Origin of the sequence: Flavobacterium sp. FlaQc-52 (genome assembly GCF_044007495.1) — a bacterium.
GTDB classification, from domain to species: Bacteria; Bacteroidota; Bacteroidia; order Flavobacteriales; family Flavobacteriaceae; genus Flavobacterium; species Flavobacterium cupriresistens.
In genome coordinates, this window is record NZ_JBIPCV010000001.1 from 524,244 (window position 1) to 550,703 (window position 26,460).

At 37.3% G+C, this 26,460-nt stretch carries 17 protein-coding genes; 10 read left to right on the top strand and 7 right to left on the bottom strand.

Features of this window, described 5'->3' with window-relative positions; genetic code table 11:
• Window positions 1–1,073: 1,073 nt before the first annotated feature.
• Window positions 1,074–3,863 (bottom strand): pyruvate, phosphate dikinase, encoded by a 2,790-nt coding sequence (gene ppdK, locus ACHRV5_RS02355; RefSeq protein ID WP_395425596.1) that lies wholly within the window; start codon window positions 3,861–3,863, stop codon window positions 1,074–1,076.
• A 502-nt stretch (window positions 3,864–4,365) separates the two neighbouring features.
• Here ppdK and ACHRV5_RS02360 point away from each other — a divergent pair.
• Window positions 4,366–5,385 (top strand): hypothetical protein, encoded by a 1,020-nt coding sequence (locus ACHRV5_RS02360; RefSeq protein ID WP_395425597.1) that lies wholly within the window; start codon window positions 4,366–4,368, stop codon window positions 5,383–5,385.
• Here the strand turns inward: ACHRV5_RS02360 and ACHRV5_RS02365 are convergent.
• From ACHRV5_RS02365 to ACHRV5_RS02385, 5 genes are all read right to left on the bottom strand, one after another.
• Window positions 5,369–6,871, bottom strand: coding sequence for an NAD(P)/FAD-dependent oxidoreductase (locus tag ACHRV5_RS02365; protein WP_395425598.1), 1,503 nt, complete (start codon window positions 6,869–6,871; stop codon window positions 5,369–5,371). The genes ACHRV5_RS02360 and ACHRV5_RS02365 overlap by 17 nt on opposite strands.
• A 357-nt stretch (window positions 6,872–7,228) precedes the next feature.
• On the bottom strand, window positions 7,229–8,614 hold the full coding sequence (locus ACHRV5_RS02370) for a radical SAM protein (protein WP_395425599.1): 1,386 nt from the start codon (window positions 8,612–8,614) through the stop codon (window positions 7,229–7,231).
• A complete protein-coding gene (locus ACHRV5_RS02375; RefSeq protein WP_395425600.1) occupies window positions 8,614–10,914 on the bottom strand; it encodes a hypothetical protein in 2,301 nt (766 codons plus the stop codon). The genes ACHRV5_RS02370 and ACHRV5_RS02375 overlap by 1 nt, the downstream gene beginning before the upstream one ends.
• Window positions 10,915–10,947: 33 nt before the next feature.
• Window positions 10,948–12,432, bottom strand: coding sequence for a ferritin-like protein (locus ACHRV5_RS02380; protein WP_395425601.1), 1,485 nt, complete (start codon window positions 12,430–12,432; stop codon window positions 10,948–10,950).
• Window positions 12,433–12,647: 215 nt separating this feature from the next.
• Window positions 12,648–14,195: a peroxidase, FMP-type gene (locus tag ACHRV5_RS02385; protein WP_395425602.1), complete on the bottom strand. Its 1,548-nt coding sequence runs from the start codon at window positions 14,193–14,195 to the stop codon at window positions 12,648–12,650.
• Window positions 14,196–15,486: 1,291 nt separating this feature from the next.
• Here ACHRV5_RS02385 and ACHRV5_RS02390 point away from each other — a divergent pair.
• Window positions 15,487–16,161, top strand: a complete 675-nt coding sequence (locus tag ACHRV5_RS02390; RefSeq protein WP_395425603.1) for a VIT family protein — start codon at window positions 15,487–15,489, stop codon at window positions 16,159–16,161.
• Window positions 16,162–16,243: 82 nt separating this feature from the next.
• Here ACHRV5_RS02390 and ACHRV5_RS02395 read toward each other — a convergent pair whose 3' ends face one another.
• Window positions 16,244–17,020, bottom strand: coding sequence for a hypothetical protein (locus tag ACHRV5_RS02395; RefSeq protein WP_395425604.1), 777 nt, complete (start codon window positions 17,018–17,020; stop codon window positions 16,244–16,246).
• Between the two features lie 391 nt (window positions 17,021–17,411).
• Between ACHRV5_RS02395 and ACHRV5_RS02400 the strand changes: the two genes are divergently transcribed.
• The 8 genes from ACHRV5_RS02400 (at window position 17,412) to ACHRV5_RS02435 (ending at window position 26,447) form a co-directional block, all read left to right on the top strand.
• The gene (locus ACHRV5_RS02400; protein WP_395425605.1) at window positions 17,412–17,762 is read left to right on the top strand and encodes a hypothetical protein; all 351 of its coding nucleotides are present in this window, start codon (window positions 17,412–17,414) and stop codon (window positions 17,760–17,762) included.
• Between the two features lie 548 nt (window positions 17,763–18,310).
• Window positions 18,311–18,814: a DUF4625 domain-containing protein gene (locus ACHRV5_RS02405; protein ID WP_395425606.1), complete on the top strand. Its 504-nt coding sequence runs from the start codon at window positions 18,311–18,313 to the stop codon at window positions 18,812–18,814.
• 10 nt (window positions 18,815–18,824) lie between these two features.
• A complete protein-coding gene (locus ACHRV5_RS02410) occupies window positions 18,825–21,266 on the top strand; it encodes a TonB-dependent receptor (protein ID WP_395425607.1) in 2,442 nt (813 codons plus the stop codon).
• Between the two features lie 14 nt (window positions 21,267–21,280).
• The gene (locus tag ACHRV5_RS02415; protein WP_395425608.1) at window positions 21,281–22,192 is read left to right on the top strand and encodes a DUF4625 domain-containing protein; all 912 of its coding nucleotides are present in this window, start codon (window positions 21,281–21,283) and stop codon (window positions 22,190–22,192) included.
• A 37-nt stretch (window positions 22,193–22,229) separates the two neighbouring features.
• Complete coding sequence (locus tag ACHRV5_RS02420) at window positions 22,230–23,444, top strand: hypothetical protein (RefSeq protein WP_395425609.1); 1,215 nt, start codon at window positions 22,230–22,232, stop codon at window positions 23,442–23,444.
• Window positions 23,445–23,556: 112 nt separating this feature from the next.
• A complete protein-coding gene (locus ACHRV5_RS02425) occupies window positions 23,557–24,684 on the top strand; it encodes an NAD(P)/FAD-dependent oxidoreductase (protein WP_395425610.1) in 1,128 nt (375 codons plus the stop codon).
• Complete coding sequence (locus ACHRV5_RS02430) at window positions 24,685–25,398, top strand: methyltransferase domain-containing protein (protein WP_395425611.1); 714 nt, start codon at window positions 24,685–24,687, stop codon at window positions 25,396–25,398. It begins immediately after the preceding gene.
• Complete coding sequence (locus ACHRV5_RS02435) at window positions 25,395–26,447, top strand: type III polyketide synthase (protein ID WP_395425612.1); 1,053 nt, start codon at window positions 25,395–25,397, stop codon at window positions 26,445–26,447. The genes ACHRV5_RS02430 and ACHRV5_RS02435 overlap by 4 nt, the downstream gene beginning before the upstream one ends.
• The last annotated feature ends 13 nt before the right edge of the window (window positions 26,448–26,460 follow it).

Sequence of the window (26,460 nt, forward strand, 5' to 3'; positions counted from 1 at the left end):
AATTGATCTGTATAGCATTTCGGCTCTAAAATTAAAAGCCAATCTTATTTGAAATTCTGGAAGAAGTATAGACTATCACTTTTTAAATTATCATAACATTTAAAAGATGAAAGAGCCAAATGCCCCCCGCCTATTTAAAAATAAAGTCTCTTTGATGACTATCTTTTCTATTGTCTTTTGATTCATTTTAAATTCTACTAATTTGATAGAACAAAAGTATATTAAAAATGTAAAACCAAAAATTTTAGTTGTTTTTTTTTGTAAAAAAATGTTAATTGGTTCATTCTGAATATTTCAAATCACTAACAATAAGATAGTTAATACTTGTACTTACTTTGTGAAATGTGTAGGAATTTTTCTAATCAGATCGTATTGAATTAGAAATTAGTACTCTTTGCGAGCCTGTTTAGGGCTAAAAAAGAGGTCATAATGGTCTTAATATGGATTTGATAATGCCGCAAAGACGCTAAGTCGCTAAGTTTTTCTTTTTATTTTTAGGCTTTTTTCTTGTGTTGGAAGTAGCTGATCTTATACTTTTTCAACAAAACTTTTAAGTCTTATTTCTTCGCTTCTCACTTTTATAGTCTCGCAAAGACGCGAAGTCGCTAAGTTTTTCTTTTTATTTTTTGGCTTTTTGCTTGTGTTGGAAGTAGCAGATCTTATACTTTTTCAACAATGCTTTTTAAGTCTTATTTCCTCGCTTCTCGCTTTTATAGTCTCGCAAAGACGCGAAGTCGCTAAGTTTTTCTTTTTATTTTTTGGCTTTTTGCTTGTGTTGGAAGTAACAGATCTTATACTTTTTAAGTCTTATTTCCTCGTTTCTCGCTTTTATAGTCTCGCAAAGACGCGAAGTCGCTAAGTTTTTCTTTTTATTTTTTGGCTTTTGCTTGTGTTTTCCTTTTTCTCACAGTGGGTTTCTTGAAATGACACAGTATTTGAAAGTTTCCTTCGATTTTTCATTAAAACTTTGCGACTTCGCGACTCTGTGAGATTTCCACTCACTTTACATCAAAAAAAAACAGCTGCAAGTTTATACCTGCAACTGTTTTAAAAAAAAACAAACTAAAAACTAACTAAAGAAGAACCAAATCTTCTTCTGTCTTTTTTATACTATTAACTTCCTTATTAGAATTTTTTTTTTCTTTGATGGCAGCCTGAGCAGCCGCCAGACGAGCAATTGGCACTCGGAATGGAGAACAACTCACATAATTCATTCCTACCAAATGACAAAACTCAATTGAAGACGGTTCGCCTCCATGTTCGCCACAAATTCCAATTTTTAGGTCAGGACGTGTTGCCAAACCTTTTTCTGCTGCGATTTTGATAAGCTGCCCCACTCCATTTTGATCTAAAACCTGAAAAGGATCGTTTTTCAGAATGCCGTTTTCCAAATAAAACGGAAGGAATTTCCCCGCATCATCGCGTGAATATCCAAAAGTCATCTGTGTTAGGTCATTAGTTCCAAAAGAGAAAAACTCTGCTGATTCTGCAATTCTGTCCGCAACAAGTGCGGCGCGTGGCACTTCGATCATGGTTCCCACAGAATACGCAATAGAATCTCCTTTTTCAAGGAAAACTTTCTCTGCAGTTTCCGTAACAATTTGCTTTTGCATTTGCATTTCGGCAAGTGTTCCGGTTAGGGGAATCATAATTTCAGGAAGTGCTTTAATTCCTGCTTTTTTCAGATTTATTGCAGCTTCTAAAATGGCCCTTGTCTGCATTTCGGAGATTTCCGGATAGGTATTTCCTAAACGGCATCCACGGTGTCCTAACATTGGATTGAACTCGTGCATCGAGGCAATTTTATCTTGAACCGATTTAACAGAAATACGCATTTCTTCTGCCATTTCTTTTTGATTCTCCAATTCGTGAGGTACAAATTCATGCAAAGGCGGATCCAATAATCGAATCGTTACCGGAAGTCCGTTCATGGCTTCAAAAATACCTTCTAAATCCTTGCGTTGCATCGGCAACAATTTTGCCAGTGCTTTGCGGCGACCGGCTTCATCTTCTGCAAGAATCATTTCTCGCATGGCCATGATTTTGTCCTCTTCAAAAAACATATGCTCGGTTCTGCACAATCCGATTCCTTGTGCTCCAAAACGACGCGCAACTTCTGCGTCTTTTGGGGTATCGGCATTGGTTCTGACCTTCATGGTAGCGTATTTGTCCGCCATTTCCATCAAGGTATCAAAATCATCGCTTAGTACTGCAGCAGTAGTTTCGATTTTACCTTTGTATATTTTACCGGTTGAACCATTTAATGAAATCCAGTCTCCTTCTTTTAGTAGCAGATCCCCAATTGACACCGTTCTGTTTTTATAATCAATCTGAAGACGCTCTGCTCCTGAAACGCAACATTTCCCCATACCTCGCGCCACAACGGCTGCGTGTGAAGTCATACCGCCACGTGCCGTCAGTATGCCCTGAGCAGCCACCATTCCTTTCAGGTCTTCAGGTGAGGTTTCAATTCGCACCAAAATAACAGCACGATTCTCCTCTGCCCCTAGTTCTGCATCATCTGCAAAAAACACAATTTGTCCGGTTGCTGCACCTGGTGATGCCGGCAATCCTTGTGCTACCAATGCGGCTTGATTTAAACTTTTTGGATCAAAAACAGGATGTAAAAGTTCATCAAGTTTGTTAGGGTCCACTCTTAATACTGCTGCTTCTTCGTCTAAGAGACCCTCCTTGTGCATGTCAATAGCAATACGTACCATTGCTGCACCGGTGCGTTTTGCATTTCTCGTTTGCAGCATCCAAAGTTTACCTTCCTGAATCGTAAACTCGATATCCTGCATGTCTTTATAATGAAGTTCTAATTTTTTTTGTATATCGATTAATTCCTGAAAAATACTCGGCATAGTTTCTTCAAGCGATGGAAATTTTTCAGCACGAACTTCTTCCGTAATAGCTGCAACACTTGCCCATCTTCTGGAACCTTCAAGCGTAATTTGCTGAGGCGTACGAATACCGGCCACAACATCTTCTCCTTGTGCATTTATAAGATATTCTCCATTAAAAAGATTCTCGCCTGTACTCGAGTCACGTGTAAAAGCAACTCCTGTAGCTGAACTTTCTCCCATATTACCAAATACCATGGCTTGTATGTTCACGGCTGTACCCCAATCGTCCGGAATATGATTCAATCGACGGTAATATACCGCACGTTCATTGGTCCAACTGTCAAATACGGCTATAACCGCTCCCCAAAGTTGTTCCCAAGGATCTGTCGGGAAATCGGTAGCAGTAAATTGTTTTACGGCGTTTTTAAATAAAGAAACCATCTCTTTGAAATGCTCTGCCGTAAATTCGCTATCTAATTTTATCCCTTTTTCGTGTTTTAATTGATCAATAATTTCTTCGAAAGGGTCTTCGTCTTCCTTGCTTTTTGGTTTCATCCCCATGACTACCTCGCTGTACATTTGAATGAATCTTCGATAAGAATCCCATACAAAACGTGGATTTCCGGTTTTTTCGATCAATCCTTCAACCACTTTGTCATTTAGACCCAAATTTAGAATCGTGTCCATCATACCGGGCATAGAAGCACGGGAACCGGAACGTACCGAAACCAAACAAGGATTTAGATTGTCTCCAAATTTACTGCCCATTTGATCCTCAATCTGTAGCATTGCGGCATGGACTTCTTCTTTGATCTTCTCCAAAACGGCTACTTTACCTTCACTGTTGTATAATTTGCACATTTCTGTGGTAATGGTAAAACCGGGAGGAACTGGCATTCCGATAAGATTCATTTCGCATAGGTTGGCCCCCTTTCCACCCAGCAAGTCTTTCATTGACGCATCACCCTGGGCTTTTTTACTGCCAAAAGTGAATACCGTCTTTTGTAAATTAGTCATAATTTTTGTTGTTTGTTTAAGTAGTTATTTGCGATTATCGCATTACGAAATCGATGTAGTAAAATAAATAAAAAATTATTTTATAAAAAAATTTAATTTACTATAAAGATTAATTTTACTAAAATCTCGTGATTTAAGCCTAAATTTTGGGATAACCGTTTTTTTCTTTGGACTTAACTTGATACTAACTTATTCTCAGTAAATTCAGGATAAAATGATGAAAAATTGGTTTTAGACAGAGGTAATAAACGAGGAAAACCGTTTAGACGGAAACGGGTTATTTCGCAATAATTTAACAAATAAACTCTATTTGTACTATTTTTTAAGAATCTAAAAGGTGTTCGAAGTAACCATCAAGATACTTAGTGGAATTAGAAGAGATTTTTATTACAGCTGTTTTTCTATATTTGGTATATCTAAACCGATAGAAGCACAAAATTCATCGGTTACAATTAAAAAAACCTGTCGATTCAAAACTTGGAATAGCCCCTAATTTAAAGCAATGAAAAAAAATACGATCCTAATACTTCTACTCTCTTTTTTTACTTTTTCTTCCTGCAAGAAAGACCAAAAGACAGAAAAAGTAAAAACAACTGATACTATTCAAAAAGAAGGTATCGAAAAGGAAACTTCCGATAAGACCGCTACTTTATTTACCTTAAGCAATCAAGACAGTACGGAAGTTGTTAGAATCTCTGCCAGCGAAATCAGTTCTGATAATCCTTTTTTCCTGGTTGGGGATAAAAATGCACTTGCCGTTTCGAGATACAGAAAAAATGGTAAAAGTTTACAATTCATTCAAAAAGAGACTTTGCTTTCAGATGAATTTTATTATGTCAATATTGACGAGCACCACTTCTTGCGAAAAAAGATTCAAAACGAGGACTATTTTCTGTTTGCTGTAATGGAGTCTTCACAAGGCAATGGAGATCGCGAGATAATTTTAAATTTTATTATGCTAAATGTAACTAATCTGAAATCCTATACCTTAAAATATGTCGGAGAGGCTACTTTAAGATCTGATGAGGGTATTGATGGTGCGTTTTTAAAAAATGAAAATTTAGAAGCCAACGCTACAATCAAAAAAGAATTGTATCAGTTTGCGAATAAAAGTAAGTGGGTTTACAATCCGACCGAAGAAGAAAAAGACATCAATTATTATAAAAACTTTGAACAAAAATGGCAATTAGACAACAATGCCAATACTGAATCTTCATTTCCGAATTCTGTAAAAAGTACGTACTACTCCGAAAATCTATTTCAGTTTAATGGCAATTACGACAAAGATCAGGTCATTGAAAACGATCGTTTTAAAATCGTTACTTACTTCCGTCATAACATTATAGGATACGATAAAACTAAAAAATTATACTTTCCGATTATTACAGAATCCTGTGCTACAGGGTGCGACAAGAAAATCGAATTTGTATCGGAAAATGAAATAGAGATAACCTACGAAATTGCAACACAGAAGGCCGACACCCTGGACCTGAATGCGATCCGGTTTACAAATAATGATTAAACTCTTGCTCTTTTTTATCGACCACAAGCAAGTGATTGGATAAAAGAAAAACGAGTATTTTTTTTGACTTTTCTATTCCAATAGTGGTATTCAAATGCGCTGCTATACTGGAAACTACTTTGCCGTTTATGTTCTTTAAAAAAGGAAATAATTCGATTTGATCCAGATAAACGGAAGGTCGCTCCAAGTTTGGATGCAGTAAAGCTTCTTTTAATACTATACTGTCTTTGCTAATGGCATAAACCGTTTTAAACGTCGCATGAGGAGAAACTACAATTTCCTCATTCCAAAAACGGTACAGAATAAAATCTACCGGAATGGGTTCTTGTTTTTTTTCAAAAAGTATACCATTTGTATTAAATTCTTTTTCCAATTTGAGTGTAAAATCCGTTTCATTTTTTGAAACATCGAGTTGAAAATTAGTTCTTTTTGTCCAGAACTCCGTTTTTTCGTGGCTAGTCCATGCATTGCGGTAGTAATCAGCTGTCCAATACGCATGACTTACTACTGATTCTATTAATTTTTCTTCATAAAAATCCTTTGGGTGTGGCGAATCCGGATCTTTTAGGTAGGTGTTTATCGCAATGGCAACTTGCAAAGAAAAACGCATGGCCTTTTCTACCCCGGTTGAAGACAAAGGGTCTAAGGTAAAAGCAGCTTCACCGATTTTTATAAATCCGTTGTTCCAAGGATTTTGATTCACAAACGAAGTAACGGAACAGGTTTCTATGGCCTCACCTCTGATTTCGTTTGCAAATGGAGAGAATAATTTTGTTTTGCGCATGACCTCCAAAAGATGGGATTCACTATTCTTTTTTAGGGCAATCGGATCCGTAAAAGTCATAATACGATAAAGATCTCCACAAACGGGCGATCCCCATAACCAACCCTCTTCAACAGCTTCAATAAGCGCCTCGTTGTAGACTGAGTTCGTTTCAATGTGGGTCCAAACGGCGACCGCTGAAGGCGCGATTGGCATTCTTTCTTTTAAAAGTGTTCCTTTGCGTCCCCTTGCATCCAGTACTATTTTGGAACTAATTTTAATTTCATCCAAACTTGCTGTTATTTCTAATAGCCAACTGTTTTCAGAATTTAGGGCTTGTTTTAATTTTCCGGGTTGTATGATATGTAATCCCTTGGAAACCGTGAATTCAAGTAAATCCAGATCCAGTTTACTTCGATCTACAATTATTCCACCCTTACTTTGAGCGGGACGATTGTAAACCTGTTCTTTGTTTTCCCAAATAACCTTGGCAGCACAATTTTCTAAATACGCTGGGTTTTCCAGTAGGTGTTTTGCATTCAGATATTCGAAAATATTCCGAATCCCCGGAGAAAGCGACTCCCCTATTTGTGGTCTTGGAAATTCTTCTTGTTCGAGCATACCAACGGTATATCCCATCTCTAATAAACGGATCGCTGCACACAATCCGGCAGGACCTGCGCCAAGAATAAATACGTCGAAAGTTTCAGGTAACCGTTTCATTTTTCTATTAATTAATTTAAGTTGTTAGTTGTTTTATGTTTGAAATTATAAGGCCTAGACCTCATTTCCGAATTATAACACTATAAATTTCTGGTTAAAATTAAAATATTTGCAAAGTATCATTTTGAATAGCCTCCTCCTGAAGCACAATGTCATTAAATTAAGGATTGTCAAAAAAGTGTCACGCAGATTTTAGCAGAATCAAATTAAAAAAATCCGCAAAATCTGCCGAATCTGCGCGAAAAAAACTCCTAACTTAATGACATTGAACTAAAGCAAGAGGCAAATTAATCCTTTTATACTTTCGTCAAATCGGTTTAATTAATTCAACAAAAGTTACTTAAATGGCAACTTGAATTAATTATTCCAATTAGGTTTTAATCTCGATAGTCTTTCATTGGCTTGTATGGTGTAAAATAACCACGATCTGATATAATCACAAGCCGGTCTTCCTTTTTCAATTACTTCGTGATGACATCCACCGCCACAGAGATAACGGGCCCAACATTGTGAACAGGGATCCTGTGTATTTACATGTCGGGAGGCCAACCAATTGTTTTGTAACTCGGGTTGTATGCCCTGATTTAAATCGCCCATTTTACCGACCTCTTCATTCACAAAACGATGGCAGGCAAATAAATCTTCGTCTGCAGACACACCCATATAACCTGCCCCTGCACCGCAAGGATAAGGTCTGTGTGTTCCTTTTGAAATTTCTTTCAAGGCGTTTACCATATTCAGAAAAGGATAGCGTTTTCCTGCTAATACATTTTTCTCGAAATTAAGTCCACAGGCAATCATCCCTTCTAACATGACCGCCAGCTGTTCTTTGTTCATTTCGTTCTGACCATTACTGGATCTTAACAAGGGAGAAAAACCTACGCCATGAAAACCCATCTGAACAAACTCATCCAAAACAGCCGGAAGGTTTGTGTTTTCGGGTGTTACGGTCACCCTTGCTGATACCTGCATTTTTTTCTGCAGCCTCAATAAGGGTTGAATGTTTTTCAAGATGGTGTTATAACTTCCCTTACCGCCCTTCATTGGGCGATTACGATCATGATCCTCTCCTATTCCATCCAAACTAATAGTCACCGAAAAACCGTATTCTTCAAAAAAAACAGCATCACTTTCTGTGACCAATGTTCCATTTGTGGTAATCGAATAGCTGAGTTGTATGTCTTTTTTCTTTGCCATTGTTTCGGCATAAACAGTCGCTTCTCTAATCGCCTGTCTGTTAATTAGAGGCTCTCCTCCCAGAAAGGTTAGCTGTGCTTTCCCTCCTTCGGGACATTCTTTTAGTAACAGATCGATGGCTTTAAAAGCCGTTTCCAAGGACATATTCTTTGTAGGCCCTCCAAAATCACCCTGATCGGCATAACAATACGTACATCCCATATTGCATTTCTGCGCTATTGCCAATGACAAAGCATGTAATCTCGGACTTTGCAAGGGCTCATCCGTGATATATTCCGGAGCGTCGAGCCCTAAGCGAATCAGTTCGTTTTGCAAGCCTTTTTCGTTCTTTTCGTCCATCAAAAAAGCTATTTTTTGCTCTACTTCCTCAGAAATAGTATAAAGCCGGCTTCCGTTTGGAATAAAAATCTGAGTCGATTGTCCTCCTTTTACCAAATGTGCCGTAGCAGATCGTGGTCTCGATTGCGGAACAATCAGCTGTGCCAATTTGGTTGCAATGGGCCCATTCATTCCTACATTGACGGATCTTTCTGTTGCCCCTGTCATTACTTTTTGGTTGATTTAGGTTTTACGGGCTCACTTTGTATAGCATCTTTTCCGGCTATGATAAAATTGAGTTCTCCTTGCCAGTTTTCAAAAAGATCCTGATACGAAATCAATCTTGAATTTACCCAATCATCCGGAATATAAGATCCGGTTCGTTTTTTAGACATCCATAAATCTCCGGTACTTAAACCATTTTCATCCGGAACAATATTTACGAAATCAGGTCTGCTGGCAGCCCAATAATAGCAGGAACATTCACGATAATCATTTTGCCACGGCGCACAAAGTCCTTGTGTCAATTCTCCGGGTTTGATAATGGTATCTGAAAATGCGGCACTATTGCCATCAAATATCGTATTAACAACTAAGGTAACTGCAATATATTTTTCGGGATTATTTAATTCCTTTAAATCTACAACTACTTCCTGTGTTGACTCTTCTGCTGTGAAATGACATACCACTTCTTGTCCTTGCTTTTGTAAAACATGAACCATCGAGTTCGACCATTCCATAAACGAAACTCCATTTGGATTGGCATCTGTTTTTAAAGGTACATTGTCTCCATCGGGGAATAAAGGACCAAAAGTCTGCACCATGGTAGGTTGGCCTTCTATGGCTACCAATCGGTGTTTTACTAAATTTTTGAATTTTTCCTCGGTGGCCTCTAGTACGTAGTTATTGTTTTCGATAAGGACAATTCCATTAAAGGCTCTTCTCCAAAGATTTCTGAAATCAAATTCCAATCCCGGAAAACAATTCGAAATGGCCGTTCTTGGCAAAACAGCAATAGGGTTTCCTGTTCCTCTGTAGTGCAATTGCGCTGTTAAATTGTTGGCTTTAAATGCTGAACCATAACTTACGGGCAATGTATCCGGATTGATATCCTTGAACATCGAAGTACTTGCTGCCTTAATAATCATATTGATTTGTCGGTAGGTAAAAGTAAGTGACCTACCATCGGCACCACGCATTAAAGCGGGCATTTTTCGAAGTGCTTTACTGGACAAATCGCCAATTTCTGTCGGTTTTCGCAATAAATCACCAAACCAGGGTGATGCACCGGAACTTAATCCGTTGAACACTCTTTCATGTAAAAGTTGTAAAGCAAGATTGTCCACCAGAGAGGTTGCCATAATAGGTTCGAAGAAACGACCAAAATCATTGGTGTTCTGGCGTACCATGGTACTGGCAACATTTTGTTTTCCTTCGTAACTATTGCCATTCATGATAGCGGTATTCATCAAACGAATGGTTTCAAAAGCCCGGCGAATAATCTCTTCGGCTTCTTCTATCGTTACTTCTCCTTCTATATCTGTACTCAATATAATTTGTTCGAGCTCATCTGACACCACACGAATCGGCAGAGTATCAGGAGCAAAAGAAGGAGGTCCGGCACTAATATGTGCTTTGGCAGTTAGGGTCTTTTCGCTTGAAACTTTTAGTTTAACGGTTACAAAACCATCACATTCATCATCAATATAACCCCAGCTTACCTGCCAGCTTTCCCCTTCCTTATCGGTATACGAATAACCTGCAAAAATTTGCGCCGGATTAGTGTAGAGTACATTAGTTATACTGCCTTCTTGGTAACCACGCCATTTGCCTTTTCCTTCGCTGATATCATACAGTATTTGGTCGTCACTTGTGAAAGTCGGATCTTTTTCTATGTCTTTAGGTCCGTTACCTGTTTTTCTATATCTATCGGAACCGTACACTTTTCCTGCTGCCGGTGTATAGCGCAATCTTATTTCGGGAAACTCTGGAGTTGGTTTTATATATTGAATAGAACCTAACGGCAGTCTTTTGCTGGCCAGAAAATTGGCACATTCCGCTAACAATGGTTTGGCCTCGTGTGTGGTAATGTTGTTGATTTTTGCGAACATTTTATCATTTACATCCCCCGTTCTTCTGAAAATTTTAATGTTGGCCACGTCTACATCCCAGCTAATGTCTGTCAAACTCAATCCGGCTTCAGAAAGCAAGGCTTCTGTGAGCGGTACTAATTCATCCGGCTTTTGATCTGTTATGGCAAACACTTCCAAAAAGGGAGAAACGGGATGTATTTTTCCATTTCTGTCCGCCAGAGTTTTAACGTCTTTAAATTTTATATGCGTTGGATTATATGATTTTAGCTCTCCTGAAACGGGATCTACGGTCAAAGTCGTTTCGGGAGTAATTTCTCTGTAATCTAGTGGCTTTTCTTTTGATAATTGAAGATCATATGCCGCCATTGGTTCCTCTGATTCTCCTAATCTGCCAATTGCAATCGGTGGAAGAATTCTTAATTCTATAATTTTCATATCGTAGTATTTTAAATTATTAAATGGATTGAATTAATTTGAAACTTCTTCTGTTAAGTCTACAATGACTTGTAGTAGCTTTTGATCGGCTTCCTGTAATCCATTCAAATATTGAATATGAGGTTGATTTTGAAAGTGTTTTAGCTTTACGATAATATTCTGAGAAGCCTCGAGAAGATCTCTGTGCATTCTCCAGCGGTTGTGCTCTCCAAAAGGCAAATCAAAAGTATAAGGGAGTGTAAAAGGTGGCCCTCCCATTACATCGCCATCTTTAGCGATTGGGGTCTGAACCAAAATAGTTGCCAAACTTCTTAAATTGTACATTTCTCCAAATGCCGAATTGATGATCATACCACGAGGCGAAAAGCTTCCTGAATTGTTATAACCATTATCCAGTAAAAAACTATGATTTAAGTAGTTAAGCAATAAACGATACCGAAGATCACTCAAATCGGACCAAAGAATGGCTTCTGGATCTGTAATAGCATTGTTATCCACTTTTTTAGGTGAAGTACCGGACTCCGTTGTGTGTACTTTTGAACCCACATAAGGATTGGTTGCCACATTTCGGGAAGGCTCGAAAGTGTTATTGGTTTCTTCTAAAATTGTTTTGTATTCTTTGTAAATGTGTAAGAATCGTTCGAAATGGGATGGTGTTGTTTCCTCTTTTGTATCCATACCTTCTCCTTGTTCTGCTATTTCTGCCAACGCATTATAAGCATCATCACGAGATAATAGGGGCGCTACTAAAACATCCGGACTTTTGGTGTAGATTCCTTTTCCGTCGGTTCCTCGGTCTCCTCCGGTATAGCCACGACCCCACTCATCAAACTTCGCCTGACAGCTGTAGGTTCCGGGTTGAAAAGTCTCATCGGATATTACTTTAGGATCTTTAATTAATTGCAGTAACACTATAAATAAAGCACCTACAGTATGTGGATCTTTGACAGTTGCGTCTACAGAAGCTACAATTTCGGCTGCCAACGGATCATCACTTTCCAGCCATTCGCAAGGAGCTTCGGCGTAGACATATTTGGCCAGTGAACTAAGGGAAAATTTTTCTAAAGTAAAGGGAAAAGGATAAAACGGGCTGTCCCAAGGATAACTTTCTCTTCCAAAATTTAGGGGGGCTCCAATCACTTTTAATACATTTTGTACGGAGATAAAATGCCCCATTTCTTCTTTAGCAATACCTAAAATTATGTTTTGCCACGTATGCACTTTTTCCTGATACTTTTCGGGAATTTGTTTTCCACCCATGCTATAAGCCGCATACAAGTATTGCAACATAAGTCCTTGTTCAATTTCAGCATCGATCTGAAGCAACATGGTGATATAATCTTTTCCGGTAAACTGAGAAGGTACCTCAAAAGGTTTTGCGTTTTTCAGATGATCACAACCACTCATAGCAGCAGCAGCTGAATACATACCTTTTGCAGTAGTCGATTTTGGTTTATTCTTTTGGGCCCATTCTAATATTGGGGCAATAAAATGGTCTCTTTTCTGATTGTAATTCATAATACGTTGTTTAGTTAAATTTCTATTTAATCTCTTGTACTATAAGATGGTATCAAATCAATTCATTTGATAGGTTACTTTTTTTTGAACAGCCATACTTTTTAGAATTTCTAAAAAAAATGCTTGAAAAGCGGAAGAAAGTGTGATTTTTAAAGGCAATAAAGCCCCACAGCGTCTTGATGACAAGACACTGTAGCGTTTTATTTTAAAGTTTTTTATTCTTTATGATACGGACATCCGGCAGCGGCCGCAGCAGCATCTTTTTTGCCGGTATTGTAGAATTGATCTATAATTATCTGTCTTTGATCTTCAGGAATATCTTCGATCTTACGCAGTGTATTAACTTGTATGTGTGGCCAGCTTGTTGTGCCTCCGCTGTCTCCAAAAGCAAATTCGAAGAATATAATTTGTTCGTATTGCAATTGTAGAAACTCTTTTCCGTCTTCTTTAACGGTTTCAATCCACAGATTCATTTTCATTTCGACTGTCGATACAAAACGATCCACAAAAGGAACATTTATAATTCCTCCTTGTGCACCTGTTTTATTTTTCGAAGACATTTGAATCAGGACATGGTTTGTAATCTCTTGTCCTTTATTCGTATCACGAAGTCGCAAATCCGGTCTTACTGAATAAGGATATAACGGATTAGCAAGTATACGTTGCGTATATATTTTGTTTTCTTCGGGATCAGTATCGTGATTCAGTGTTTCAAAAACCCATGGTGGTGGCGGTGCATCAAGATTTATTGGGTCTGATTCGCTTGCGCCGGCTCCTCCCATTGTTCTTGAAATAGCCAGATGATCGTACTTCCAGGCAGCATTCCCTTCCGGAAATTGTGGTGCACCTTTAATTAAAAAGCCATTATCCCCTTGAGCAAGATCTCCTAATAAAGTTATCGTACTACCGTGTGGAATTACCCCACTTCTAGAAATAGAATAATCAGGTATAAAATACGGACCAGTTTGACCGGCTCCGGGTTTAAGTTCTTTAGCTGCCAAGATTGCATAATAATGTCTTCCGTTTAAGTTTGCTAATGTTACGTATTCTTTTACTCCCTTATCGTTTAAAACTAAAAATAAGGTTTCGTCCGGATAACCATCAGGATATAGATCTTTATTTGGATTCGTTTCTGCTACAGGAAGCAAACCACGGTCTTCTTTAATGGTTTTCTCGGTGGCAGCATAATTAAACACGTCACTAAGCCATAAATACATACCGTTTTCTTCGTGAATTGGAGTATATTTTAAAGCAGCGCTTTCTTTTTCAGTACTGACACTTTTGACACTTTGCTCGTATTTTACAGCTCCGCAAAATTGTTCATTGGCACCACCACGGTTACGAACTCCTCCCGGAACCAAATCGAATGTTAGTTTTTCGATATACTGTTGGCAATCAAAACTATATTTTCCTGGAATAGTTCCGGAATTTGTACCCGGCGAAGGCATAATCGTGGTATGTACTCCACTTCCTATTAATCTGTCTACTGTTGGATTAGTAGCTTTATTATTGTAGCTCACCCAAGTGCCCTGTAAAGCTGCCAAAACTCCGTAGTCTACTTCATCTACAATTTTTTGAAGGTTGTGTTCGTAAAAAGGTCTAAGTGGGTCGTCGATTTCGAGTTTTGTATATCCCTTCATCAACTTCTCTAATATGTTATTATTGGCTCCTGGATCTGCTCCCAGTTCATTTTCCTGCGCACTGAAACTTGCGATTTTTTGAGATTCTTGCATCTCGTCTCCGAGATCGTTACGTTTTAACATAATATTGGTTTTAAAGTTAATAATTTGCGTAGTTAAGGGGCTTAGTTGTTTTGTCTTAAAATCAAACTGTTGTCATAGTAATCCAGCAAATTGTTGTTTCAAGACCTGATGCTTATAATAGATTGATTCTGATTCTTTTTTTATTTCTTTCCGTGTTAGATTTAATTGAATAACCTACTGATTTACTTGTTTAAATAAAACGAATAACATTTGTTTTAAATAGTTATTAAACAAATAAGTACCGTATATTACCTCAATAAAAACTAAACCATTTAACTTCTAAAAAAAGGAGCACTGTATGTAGTTGACTTTAAAATTTTATATCACAATGTAATGCCGCTTTTTTAGAAATTTATTCCTACAATAGTAAAGCATAATTTTAAAAAACGACCAAGTAGTTTTACTGGTTTTTCGTACAATGCGGTTAATTAGATTCATTCTAAATCTGCGAAATACAGTACGTTAAATCGGTCGACACCCCCTGTCATTGCTGCTATCAACGTCACTAATGACAAAATAAATTGTTTGTGCTGTGGGGTCTCAATTGTGATTCATTAAGTGAAAGTCTACTTAATGAACTACTGCTGCAATTATTTCTACTTATTATCTAAATCATTTTTGAAAAAAAACAAACTATTTTACCTATATATTATGTGGGCAAAAAAGAGCTTCTTTTTCCTATTTTTTTCGAAGAAAACACTCCTTTCAACGACTATTTTTGTCATTCAAAGACAAAAGATTTACAATTAAAATAAACGTGTTAATTTCAATGTGAAAATCCATATTTTAGACCTGTAAAATAGCAAGCTTACCCATAACCAAGTCACTTTCACCTAATAACCTTAATCAAAACCAGAAGAACTGCAAATTTTAAGAGTTTCACAATAATAGCTTTAGAAATTAGGACCAGCGAAAAATAATATACAGCCTTTTTAACTAGTGCGATTAGAGTTTTTTAAGCTTTAATTCCGAGGTCTTCCGTACCTAATTCTTACTTATCCGCAGATTTTTTAAGCTATAATTCGAGTAGCACTTTCAAAGGCTACTTAATGATCCTTTTCAAAAGCATTTATAAAGAAATCAACACGTTCAAAAATAAAAACGACAGCCATTCGTGAACCTTTAAGATTCGCTGAAAGAGTGCGCTACATAAAAAAATTAAATCAATTACAGTTTTTAACTACCTGATATCCAAATAGGGAAACAGCTAAAAGATAAATTATGAAACCATAACCCACCCAATTTACAATCCCGTACAAATTAAACCCCGTATATAATCAAAATCATGGAAATGGAAAAACTCGACATTAACCGGAGCTGCTGGTTCAGAGCAGCCGTACTTAGTGCTAAAGACGGAATATTGTCTATAACCAGTTTAGCAATTGGTGTTGCTGCTGCCAGTATAACCCGCGAACCGGTTTTACTCGCATCCGTAGCAGGTTTAACAGCCGGAGCGCTTTCGATGGCGGCAGGAGAATACGTATTTGTAAGTTCTCAATCTGATATCGAAACTGCTGATCTCAAAAAAGAGAATGAAGAAATCAACAAGATGCCGGAAGAAAAACTTAATAAATTGACGCGTATTTTTATCCAGAAAGGAATAAATACAGAACTGGCAAAAGAGGTTGTCGCAGAGCTGTCGTCTCCAACTACCTATGATACTGAAACCAGAGATGAGTTAGAAACAGATGAAATTAAACAAGTCAACCCACTCATGTCGGCTTTTGCAGCGGCGATGTCTTTTATGGTTGGTGGACTTTTACCGCTACTCGTGGTTATTCTGGCACCTATAAAAGAAATGGTACTCTGTCAATACACCTGCTCTATCCTTTTTTTGATATTATCCGGCGTACTGGCCGCAAAAGCAAGCGGATCGAACATATTTATAGCAGCGCTCCGGCTCAGTATCTGGAGTACTTTTGTCATGGGGATATCAGCTCTTGTCGGATATGTTTTGGGCAATTAACCTTCATCAAAACTAATCAAACTAAATACAGTCAAACTTAAAGAAAGCCTATGATTCCTTTTCTACTTAAAAACTACCTCATTTAATGGTCCTCATCCAGAAATAGCAACCAATTCTTTTCCCGAAGATTTTTTCTTGATTTTGGCGCAATAAATTTAAAAGATTCTTTGAATGAGTTTTTGGTGTTTAAAAAAACATGCAGCAAAATTGTCATCAGACAGCCTGAAACAATTATTACGAGTCTTTCATTAAAAGGGAAATCGGCATCATCTGCATTAAACACCACATAAAGACAGCTCGTTAAAAATGGTACAAATGCCAGAAAATGCAACGAATATCTAAACAATTTGGTCTGCCACAAAATACCAAACTCTAATTTTAGATTCTCATATTCCAGCGTCCTAAGATCAATATCGTAGAGAAAGCTTGACATTTCTTCAGACGAGAGAATTACCTGTAAATCATCGTCGATTTCCTTAAATGTAGTATAACAAATTTTCAACGGGTACTCGGAGTAATCACGATCTCTGTTTTTTAGTTCTATTGCATTCAATTCAATTAGAACTTTTTCAATACATTTCTTCACTGCCATTAGTTCAATGACGGCTTTTTTTTCAGTATTAAAATCAATACCATCTAATTGAATTCTGTGATTGTTACCGTTAAAAATAAGATCCAGATCCTTTATTTTAGTGCAAATAAAGTCTCTGTCGGCATCATCATATCCACGGTAACTGTGACCTGAGTACAAATCTTTATCAAAATAATTGGGTTTAATATTTAGCGCGGCATTGTTTACTAAATTTTTGTGTCGTTTTAAAAAACTGTAAAGACTCAATTTAGTTTTATCCAATGACATAGCGCGACAGTTATTAATTGTAAGAATTTTATAAAGCATATTACATCAATAGAATTCAACTCTCTATTTAACAGTATAATACACTACGCTAAGATACAAAAAAATCAAAAAAAAATAAAATTTGACACGCTTTCTGTCCTAACAAATCCCTGATCAGCTGCAATTAAAAGACTTTCAAAAAAGCAACAGACTTAAAGACAATCAGTAAGTATTACTAGTCCTACAAATAACAATTTTAAAGTCCTATATTACATTAATAACTAGCATTTTAAAGGAGTTTACGGCGCCAAACTATAACATCTTACAAAAACTTTAATGAAACAATGTTGCATTTATAAATAAGTATTTTATATTTGCAGTAATCTTGTAGTAGTAAAACCGGATTCACAGAATGAAAAAGAAATTAAAATTTATTAATCTTCTAATGCCATTGATAGTATTGTTTGCAATACTATTTCCGGTTGTCCATTCTTACGAACATATTCACAGTCACAATCTCAGTGCAGAAAAAAAGGTTCAACAATACACTACCAACAAAAGTGATTTTAAGGCACACAACTACACCAGCGAAGAATGTCAAATATGTCATTTCAAGTTTAGTCCGGTTGCTAATTTTTCCTATGTCCATTTTGAATTCTATAAAAGTATAAGCAATACGCCTTATGTTTACTTTTATTTCAAAACGTACTCCAATTACTTTAAAGGGGCTTTATTTGCGCTTCGTGCACCTCCGACAATCTAAAAAAGTAATCATTTCTATTTCGAAAGGATCACTGCAATTTTCTGTTTTAAATACAATCAGTAGCACTACCATTATTATTTATTGAAGTTTAAGTCATTTTAAGAAACCTTTTTCTTTTACCATTTCTTAGATATTGGCCAGAATTCATTGTCTTATGGACTTGAGTCAAGCCAACGTATTTATAATTTATTGAATACTAAATAAATACCGCTGATAAGAAACCCCATTCCCCTACTTTTTGGGTTATTGAGTGTTTCATTATTATTTAAAAACAATTAGCGTCAAAACCTAATTCAGAAATTCTGTATATCTCCTTTTCGAAGTCCGGCCAGAACAACTTAAATCAATTGCAACTGATTGATATTCGGGATGATTCCCTGCCAATGATTTACTTCTTCTCTCAAAAAAACATGCTTTTTATAGTGTAATCTTTCTTGATTATGCTATGCCAATTTGCAAAAGACTGTCATAGTTCTTTAGGAAATGGCTGTGCTATTTTAATGATTTTCGGGAACCCCTTTTCCAATTCGTATACCAAATAAAAACCTATGAATAAACTTAAAATCAAATCAGACAAAATGAAGAAAAACAGAATCTTAGTCGCCCTTTTAATCGGTGCTTCCGCTTTAACGTCTTGTAGCAGTGACAAAAACGAAATTGACACGGAATATCCGGTAGTTGATATTTCGGCTTCCACTGCATTTCCGAAACAATGCAGTGAAGTAAAACGTGGACAGCTATTTACTTTCAAAGCAAAATTTTCGGACAATGCTAATCTCGGCTCTTATAGTCTGGACATTCACCACAATTTTGATCATCATTCACATAGTACAGAGGTCAATACCTGTGTGGTTGATCCGATCAAAAAACCGGTAAATCCAATGTTGTACATCAACATCACGCCTATTCCTGAAGGACAAAAAAGCCACGAGGCAACAAAACAAATCTTTATCCCGGCGGATATCGATCCGGGTGATTATCACTTTATGATTCGTTTGACTGATAAAGAGGGATGGCAAACCATTAAAGGACTAAGTATTAAAATATTATAAGTTGATTTTGATGAACCAAAATAAATCAAATCGATTGCGAACTTTTTGCCTGTGGCTGTTTTGTTTTGCTATAGTTTCAACAGTTACAGGGCAATCTGTTCGTATATCAGGTAGCGTATTCTCCAATGGTCATAAACCGTTGGAGGGTGCTATCGTAACCGTACTTCCTTCAGGTATTACTGCCATGACAGACAAACAGGGGTATTATTCCTTTACACAAATTCATAAAAAATCCAAAAAAATAACCATCACTTATGCTGATTATGTGCGCTACGAAATGGAACTTTCTTTAAATAAAAATTCAAATACTATTCCTAATATTACCTTAATTCCGGAAGTAAAAGAATTAAACGAAGTCAGAGTTACCAATACTTACGAGGGGCAACGAAAAAAAGAAGAATCTTTAAACGTTGAAATCGTAAGTAGTGGTTTTATTCAACGCAATCTTGGTGGAAGCCTGATGCAGTCGCTACAAAGACTCCCGGGGGTAAAAGCCATTTCTATTGGCTCGGGAAGTTCGAAACCTTTAATTCGAGGGTTAAGTTTTAATCAGGTTATAGTCGTAGAAAACGGTATTAAACATGAGGGACAACAATGGGGAGCCGATCATGGTTTAGAAATTGACCAATATGCCGTAAATCGCGTTGAAATTATAAAAGGCCCCTCTTCTATCATGTATGGATCAGATGCCATTGGTGGTGCTATTAATATCAAACCGGTTCCTTTTCCATCGCAACATGTTTTGGGTGGAAGTATGGATTTTACAGGCAAGAGCAATAACAGTCTGTATGGAGGTTCCTTCAATTTATTTGGAAGAAAGGAAAAATGGTTTTTCGATTCCAGAATTACTTTTATGGATTACGGAGATTACCGCGTTCCTGCAGATACGGTGCATGTTTACAATTATGCTGTTCCGTTAAACAAAAATCAACTGCGTAATACGGCAGGACGAGAATTGGATTTACATGGAAGTGTTGGATACCTGACCGATACATTTAAATCGGTTTTCTACCTAAGTTCTATTCACACCAAAAGCGGTTTTTTTGCCAATGCCCACGGGCTTGAACCACGAAATGTAGATACCGAACTTCATGACAAATCAAGCAGAGACATACTGATGCCATATCAGGAAGTTACGCATACTAAAATTAGCAATACCACTTCCTTTTTGATCGGAACGCATCAATTGGAAACACAATTGGGTTTTCAGAAGAATTTCCGTCGGGAATGGAGTCATTATGTAAATCATGGTTATATGCCACCGATATATCCTGAGAACAGACCCGGATCTCAAGATTTGGAGAGAGAATACGATAAAGAAGTTTTCTCTGTTGCGGTTAAAGACGAATTTTCGTTAGGTCAACATCAATTTACTGTCGGAATAAATGGCGAGCAACAGCAAAATGCCATCGCGGGTTGGAGCTTTTTAATACCGGCATTTCAACAATGGAATGCGGGAATATTTATTTATGACAAATTTAAAATCAACGATTTATGGCTGTTGCATGGAGCTATTCGAATGGATTACGGCAAAATCGACATGAAGCCTTATTTCGACTGGTTTAAAAGCGAAATTACCGAAAATGGACAAACCACTTCGGCCTATTTAAAGCGCTCCGAAGAACTGGCCCGAACATTCAACAGTCTCAATTGGTCAGCAGGAATTAATTACACCCCTGGCCCATTTTCGTTTAAAGCAAATCTTGGAACAAGTTTTAGAATGCCTATCGCAAAAGAACTGGCTTCAAATGGTGTGAATTACCATTATTTCAGGTTTGAAAAAGGAGACCCGAATTTATCGCCAGAACGTTCTTATCAAGTAGATCTTGGAATGGAATGGCAGCAAAATAAGTGGTCGGTACAGCTGAGTCCGTTTTTTAATTATTTCACCAATTATATTTACCTCAATCCTACTTCACAGCACGATATTTATTACGGAGCCGGCAATCAGGTTTTCGAATACGAGCAGAGTAAAGTCATGCGCTACGGGGTCGAATTGCAAACACGCTATCAATTCTCCAAAAATATAAGCGGTGAGATTCTGGCAGAGTATCTCTATTCGGAACAATTATCAGGGAGCAAAAAAGGGTATACATTGCCTTTCTCTCCTCCTCCATCAGTTTTATTTAATATCACCTATAGTCCGGAAATTAAAGGGTTGAAAAATACTTATTTCTCCCTAGACTACCGATACACTGCCGAACAAAATCAAATTGTTCCTCCTGAGAGAAAAACGCCAAGTAGTAACGTCTTTAACCTCGGTGTGGGGACAAAAGTAAAAACAGGCCAGCAGGATCTGTTGATTAGTCTGCAAGTTCAAAATTTGTTTAATACAAAATACCTCAATCACACCAGTTTTTACAGGTTGATTGAACTTCCTGAAGCCAGTCGAAATATTATCCTTTCGGTCAAAATTCCATTTTTAATACATAATACCTATAAACCAAATTAATACGCTATTTACCTATGAAAAAGCAGAAAATCATCTCACTCTTATTCCTTATCACCGCAGCCTTTACCGCTTGTGACAACGATGACAACAAGGACACCGCTAAGGTCTCAGAACCAACAGTCAAAAATGTTGAAATTGGAACGGCCAATAACAAACGAGCCTTAATCGGCCGTGATTTCCATTTCAATGCAGATGTGATTGCGGGAGATAAAATTAGCGATGTGCAACTAAAAATACTTCCCAAAAAAGGAGAAACCTATACCAAGGACTGGAAGTTAGAATTGTCCTGGAGCGTCTACAAAGGAGCAAAAAACACCAACGTGCACAAACACTTTACCATCCCTGCCGAAGCTCCGGAAGGTAAATATGATTTCTTCTTTATTGTACTGGATGAAAACGGAACTAAGTTAGAAATCAAAGAAGAGGTTACGCTAACAGATCCCGCAAATATGCCCGCCGATCCCTTAATTGGTCGCGATATGTTATCCCGAAATGAGGATTTAATCTATTACATGGGAACCTGGGTCGAAGCTGAATTAATCTTCAAAAAGAACGATAAATTGACCGCACATGCTCAGGTAAGTCAGATTATGGGTGATGGAATTTTATATTCTGTTTTAATCAAGAAGAGCCTCAATTACTATCCTGAAAGTATCGATAATCTGGATCTGAAAAAGGTTATTGTAATTTCAAAAGTCACACACACGGGCCTTCCGGCAGCTTCAAAAATTTCAACCCTGCAAAAGATAAATGAGGTTTGGGGCGGCGAAAGCATTGTAGTTGGTGCCGATAAAGATGCCAACGGTGATCCTACAACGGCAGACAAAGCCTGGCAGTCCGGGCAGTACAACTGGGTGGTGCTTTACAAAAACACGACTTACAATATGAGTGTTTACAAATCAATGCCTATTACAATTGCATACTAATCCATAAATTCTAAATATTAATCTAAATACCATTACAATGAAAAACAATTATTACAAACTGATTTTTTTATTTGCGTTATCAACCCTTACATTCTCTTGTAGTAACGATGATGACAATACTACTGAAACTCCAATAGAAAAGCTGACAGAGCATAAGTATCTAAGAATATTCCTTTCTGATGAAAAAACTACAGCCCTGACACTGGTTAATCCGTTAGAGGCTACGACAAGTTCTTTTGATGCAAAATTTGCAAAATCTGCCCTCTATACAACAGAATCCGGCCGCTATGCAGGAATAATTCACAGAGCAAACAATACGGTTGAAACTTTTGACAGCGGATTCGAAAGTCATGGTGATCACGTAGATGTAGATGGAATTCCGAAATTTGGTGCATTAGTCGGGCAATCAGTTACGCCTACTCATTTTAAAAGTAAAATTGGGGAGCTATTAACATTCAATGATGGTGATGGTACTTTATCAGTTGGTAAAGAATCGGAGATCAATACGGCTGGAGCTAAATTTAAGCTAATAAATGCAGGTTTATTGGCCCATCACGGTGCTATGGCTAGTTTTACTAACGGAACTTATGCTATTACGCAAAAAGACAATTCGGTTACCGGAACATTACCTGAAAAAGTAAAAATTATAGATGCTACCGGTAAAACTCTTTTTGAGGCTACTATTGCAACAAAAGGAATTCACGGAAATGCTACTGACGGAACTTACGCCGTTTTCGGTTCTGCAAGCGGTGTGCTTGTGGTGGAAAGTTCAGGAAAACAAAAACTAATCACACTTCCTGAAGATTTTGGAGCAGCTTGGTTTGGAACCATTTTAGAAACAAAAGCCAAAGGTAAATTTATTGGATATACTGCTGCAAAAGGTGCTTACGCTATCGATGTGGTAAACGAGACCATCAAACCTATTTTACAAAGTACAAATATTATACAATGTAAAGTGAGCTACAATGCTACCAAATTAGGGATACTGTTGAATACCGGTGAGTTTAAACTATTCAACCTAACCAGCCTACAAGTTGAAAAAGAAGGAAAACCAATCGGTCAAACGGCTAGTGATGCTCCTTCAAAACCTCAAATGCAGTTAACAGAGCGTTTTGCTTACATCACCTCTCCCACTACAGGAGAATTATGGCAATTAGATCTGGCTACAATGGCCATAGTAAAGAAAATAAAAGTTTCGGCAACGCCTTATGCCATTACAATTCTTGGCTTTGAAAATAGTAAAAGTCACTAATAATATAGAAAATGTTTCTGGAAGAAGCCCTCTCGAATTGGTATCGGGAGGGCTTTTTTTTATTTTGTGAGAAACGATTGTCATTTCATATTTTATAACTAAATTGCTGTATATGAATACTAATCAAGATGTTATAATAATTGGTGGCGGTCTTGCTGGTTTGACAAGTGCACTGCATCTGTCTAAAAAAGGATTGAAGGTAACTCTAATGGAGAAATCCGATTATCCGCATCATAAAGTATGTGGAGAGTATATTTCGAACGAAATCCTTCCTTATCTAAAATGGCTCGATGCTGATGTTTTAGAACTAGACCACGCTACTATTACTCAATTTGAATTCACTACCGGTGGCGGAAAAGCAGTAACTGCCAAACTACCGCTAGGCGGATTTGGTATCAGCAGATACACATTTGATTATTTTTTGTATCAGAAAGCAGTTAGCAATGGCTGTACTATTTTGAAAGACACAGTTAACGAAGTTTCCTATAACAATGATCTTTTTACGGTTAAAGGAACAAATCAAAGCATAACATCAAAAATAGTACTGGGCGCTTTTGGTAAACGTTCCAATATAGATCAGGTTTTAGCAAGGAGTTTCATCAATAAAAAGTCGCCTTGGTTGGCTGTTAAAGCGCATTATTCGGGTAATTTTTCGGATAATTTCGTGGCCTTGCATAATTTTGAAGGAGGCTATTGCGGTGTTTCCAAAGTCGAAAATAATATCATAAACATTTGTTATCTGGCAGATTACGCAACATTCAAGAAATATAAAAACATAAGCGATTACCAGCATAATGTGCTCTATAAGAATAAGAATCTAAAATCAATTTTTGAAAATACCAACTTACTTTTTGAAAAACCAATCACGATAAGTCAGGTATCATTTGATAAAAAACAGCTTGTAGAAAACCACATACTCATGATCGGTGATACGGCGGGTTTAATTCATCCGCTTTGTGGTAACGGTATGGCAATAGCCGTACATAGTGCGAAAATTGCATCAGAATTGGTATTGGACTATTATTCGGGTAAAATGGCATCACGCGAAATGCTGGAAAAAACATATGCCAAAGAGTGGAAAAAACATTTTGAAAAGAGAATGTCCGCAGGCAGAATCTTAGCACAACTATTGCAAAATAAAAGAATCACCACACTGTTGTTTGCCGTAACGACCGCATTTCCGGCTTTACTTCAGTACGTAATCAAACAAACACATGGTAAAACTATAGCAATTGATTAAATGGGTTTAGATATAAAATACAGAACACAGGAAACGGAGATTATGGATGATTTTTCGCTTGAAGGCGAAGAAATTGACAAGGCACTCGATACAATTGCCCACATCAATCACTTTTTAGGAGGTAATAAGTTGACTCTCAATAGTGTGAAGTTGTTATTAAAAAAAACAGATCCCACTACAACCATAACAATAGCAGATATTGGCTGTGGCAATGGTGATATGTTGCGCGTACTGGCTGATTACGGCATAAAAAATAAGCTCAATTTTAAGCTAACGGGGATCGATGCAAATACAGGTACAATAAACTATGCAAAAAAGTTATCCCAATCTTATCCAAATATCGAATACGCTTGCATCAATATTTTCAGTGAAGAATTTAAGCAGTTAAAGTATGATATTGTTTTATGTACCCTTACACTGCATCATTTTACAAACGAAGAAATCTTGCATATTATAAAAACCTTTACTGAAAATGCCACAGTAGGAGTTGTCGTAAATGATTTGCACCGCAGTAAACTCGCCTATCGTTTGTTTGAAATCGTCTCGGGTGTCTTTCGCCTGAGTACCATATCACGTGAAGATGGCTTGACCTCAATTTTAAAAGGATTTAAGAAAAAAGAACTGGAAAGCTTTTCAAAAAAATTAAATTTAAGAAACTCTGACATCAACTGGAAATGGGCCTTTCGCTACCAATGGATAATTGCTAAACTATGAGTGTAAAAATAAGTACTGTTGCAAAGCAACTGCCGAAATATTCACGTACCACTGCCGATATCCTTCCGTTTCTGGACAATTGGCTCGAGGGGCAGGAAGAGCGTTTTATAAAAAAAGTAAAAAAAATATTTGAAGGTGCTGCGGTAGATAAACGCTATTCTATAATGGATCCGTTTGAAGTTTTTACCGCGACCTCTTTTGAAGAGAAAAATGATATTTACAGCCGTGAAGTTATTATTCTGGGCGAACAAGTACTGGAAAAAGCGCTTGCTAAAGCCGGATGGGAATCAAAGTCATTGGACTATATTATTACCGTAAGCTGCACAGGAATCATGATTCCTTCGTTGGACGCTTATCTTATTAATAAAATGAATCTAAGGCAGGATATTGTCCGACTGCCCGTAACCGAAATGGGCTGTGCTGCAGGAGTATCGGGCATTATATATGCCAAGAACTTTCTTAAGTCAAACCCCGGGAAACGCGCGGCAGTAATCGCTGTAGAATCGCCAACGGCAACCTTTCAGCATACTGATTTTTCAATGCCAAACATAGTGAGCGCTGCCATCTTTGGTGATGGAGCGGCCTGTTGCTTATTATCGTCTTATGAAACAGATCCAGGTCCCGAAATAATCGACGAACAAATGTATCATTTTTATGATGCCGAACATATGATGGGGTTTAAACTCACGAACAGCGGACTGCAAATGATATTGGATATTGAAGTGCCAGACACCATTTCCGAACATTTTGAAGACATTATTCATCCTTTTCTTCAAAAAAATAATTTAGGGATTGCAGCTATCGATCATATGATATTTCACCCAGGAGGCAAAAAAATAATACAAACAGTCGAAACGCTTTTTGCAGGATTAGGAAAAAATGTAGAAGCAACTAAAGAGGTTCTTAGAGAATACGGAAATATGTCCAGTGCTACTGTTTTATATGTTCTGGAACATATTATGAATAACAATCCAAAGCCCGGTGAAAAAGGGTTAATGTTGAGTTTTGGCCCGGGATTTTCGGCACAAAGAGTTTTATTGCAATGGTAATTAATTAAAAAAA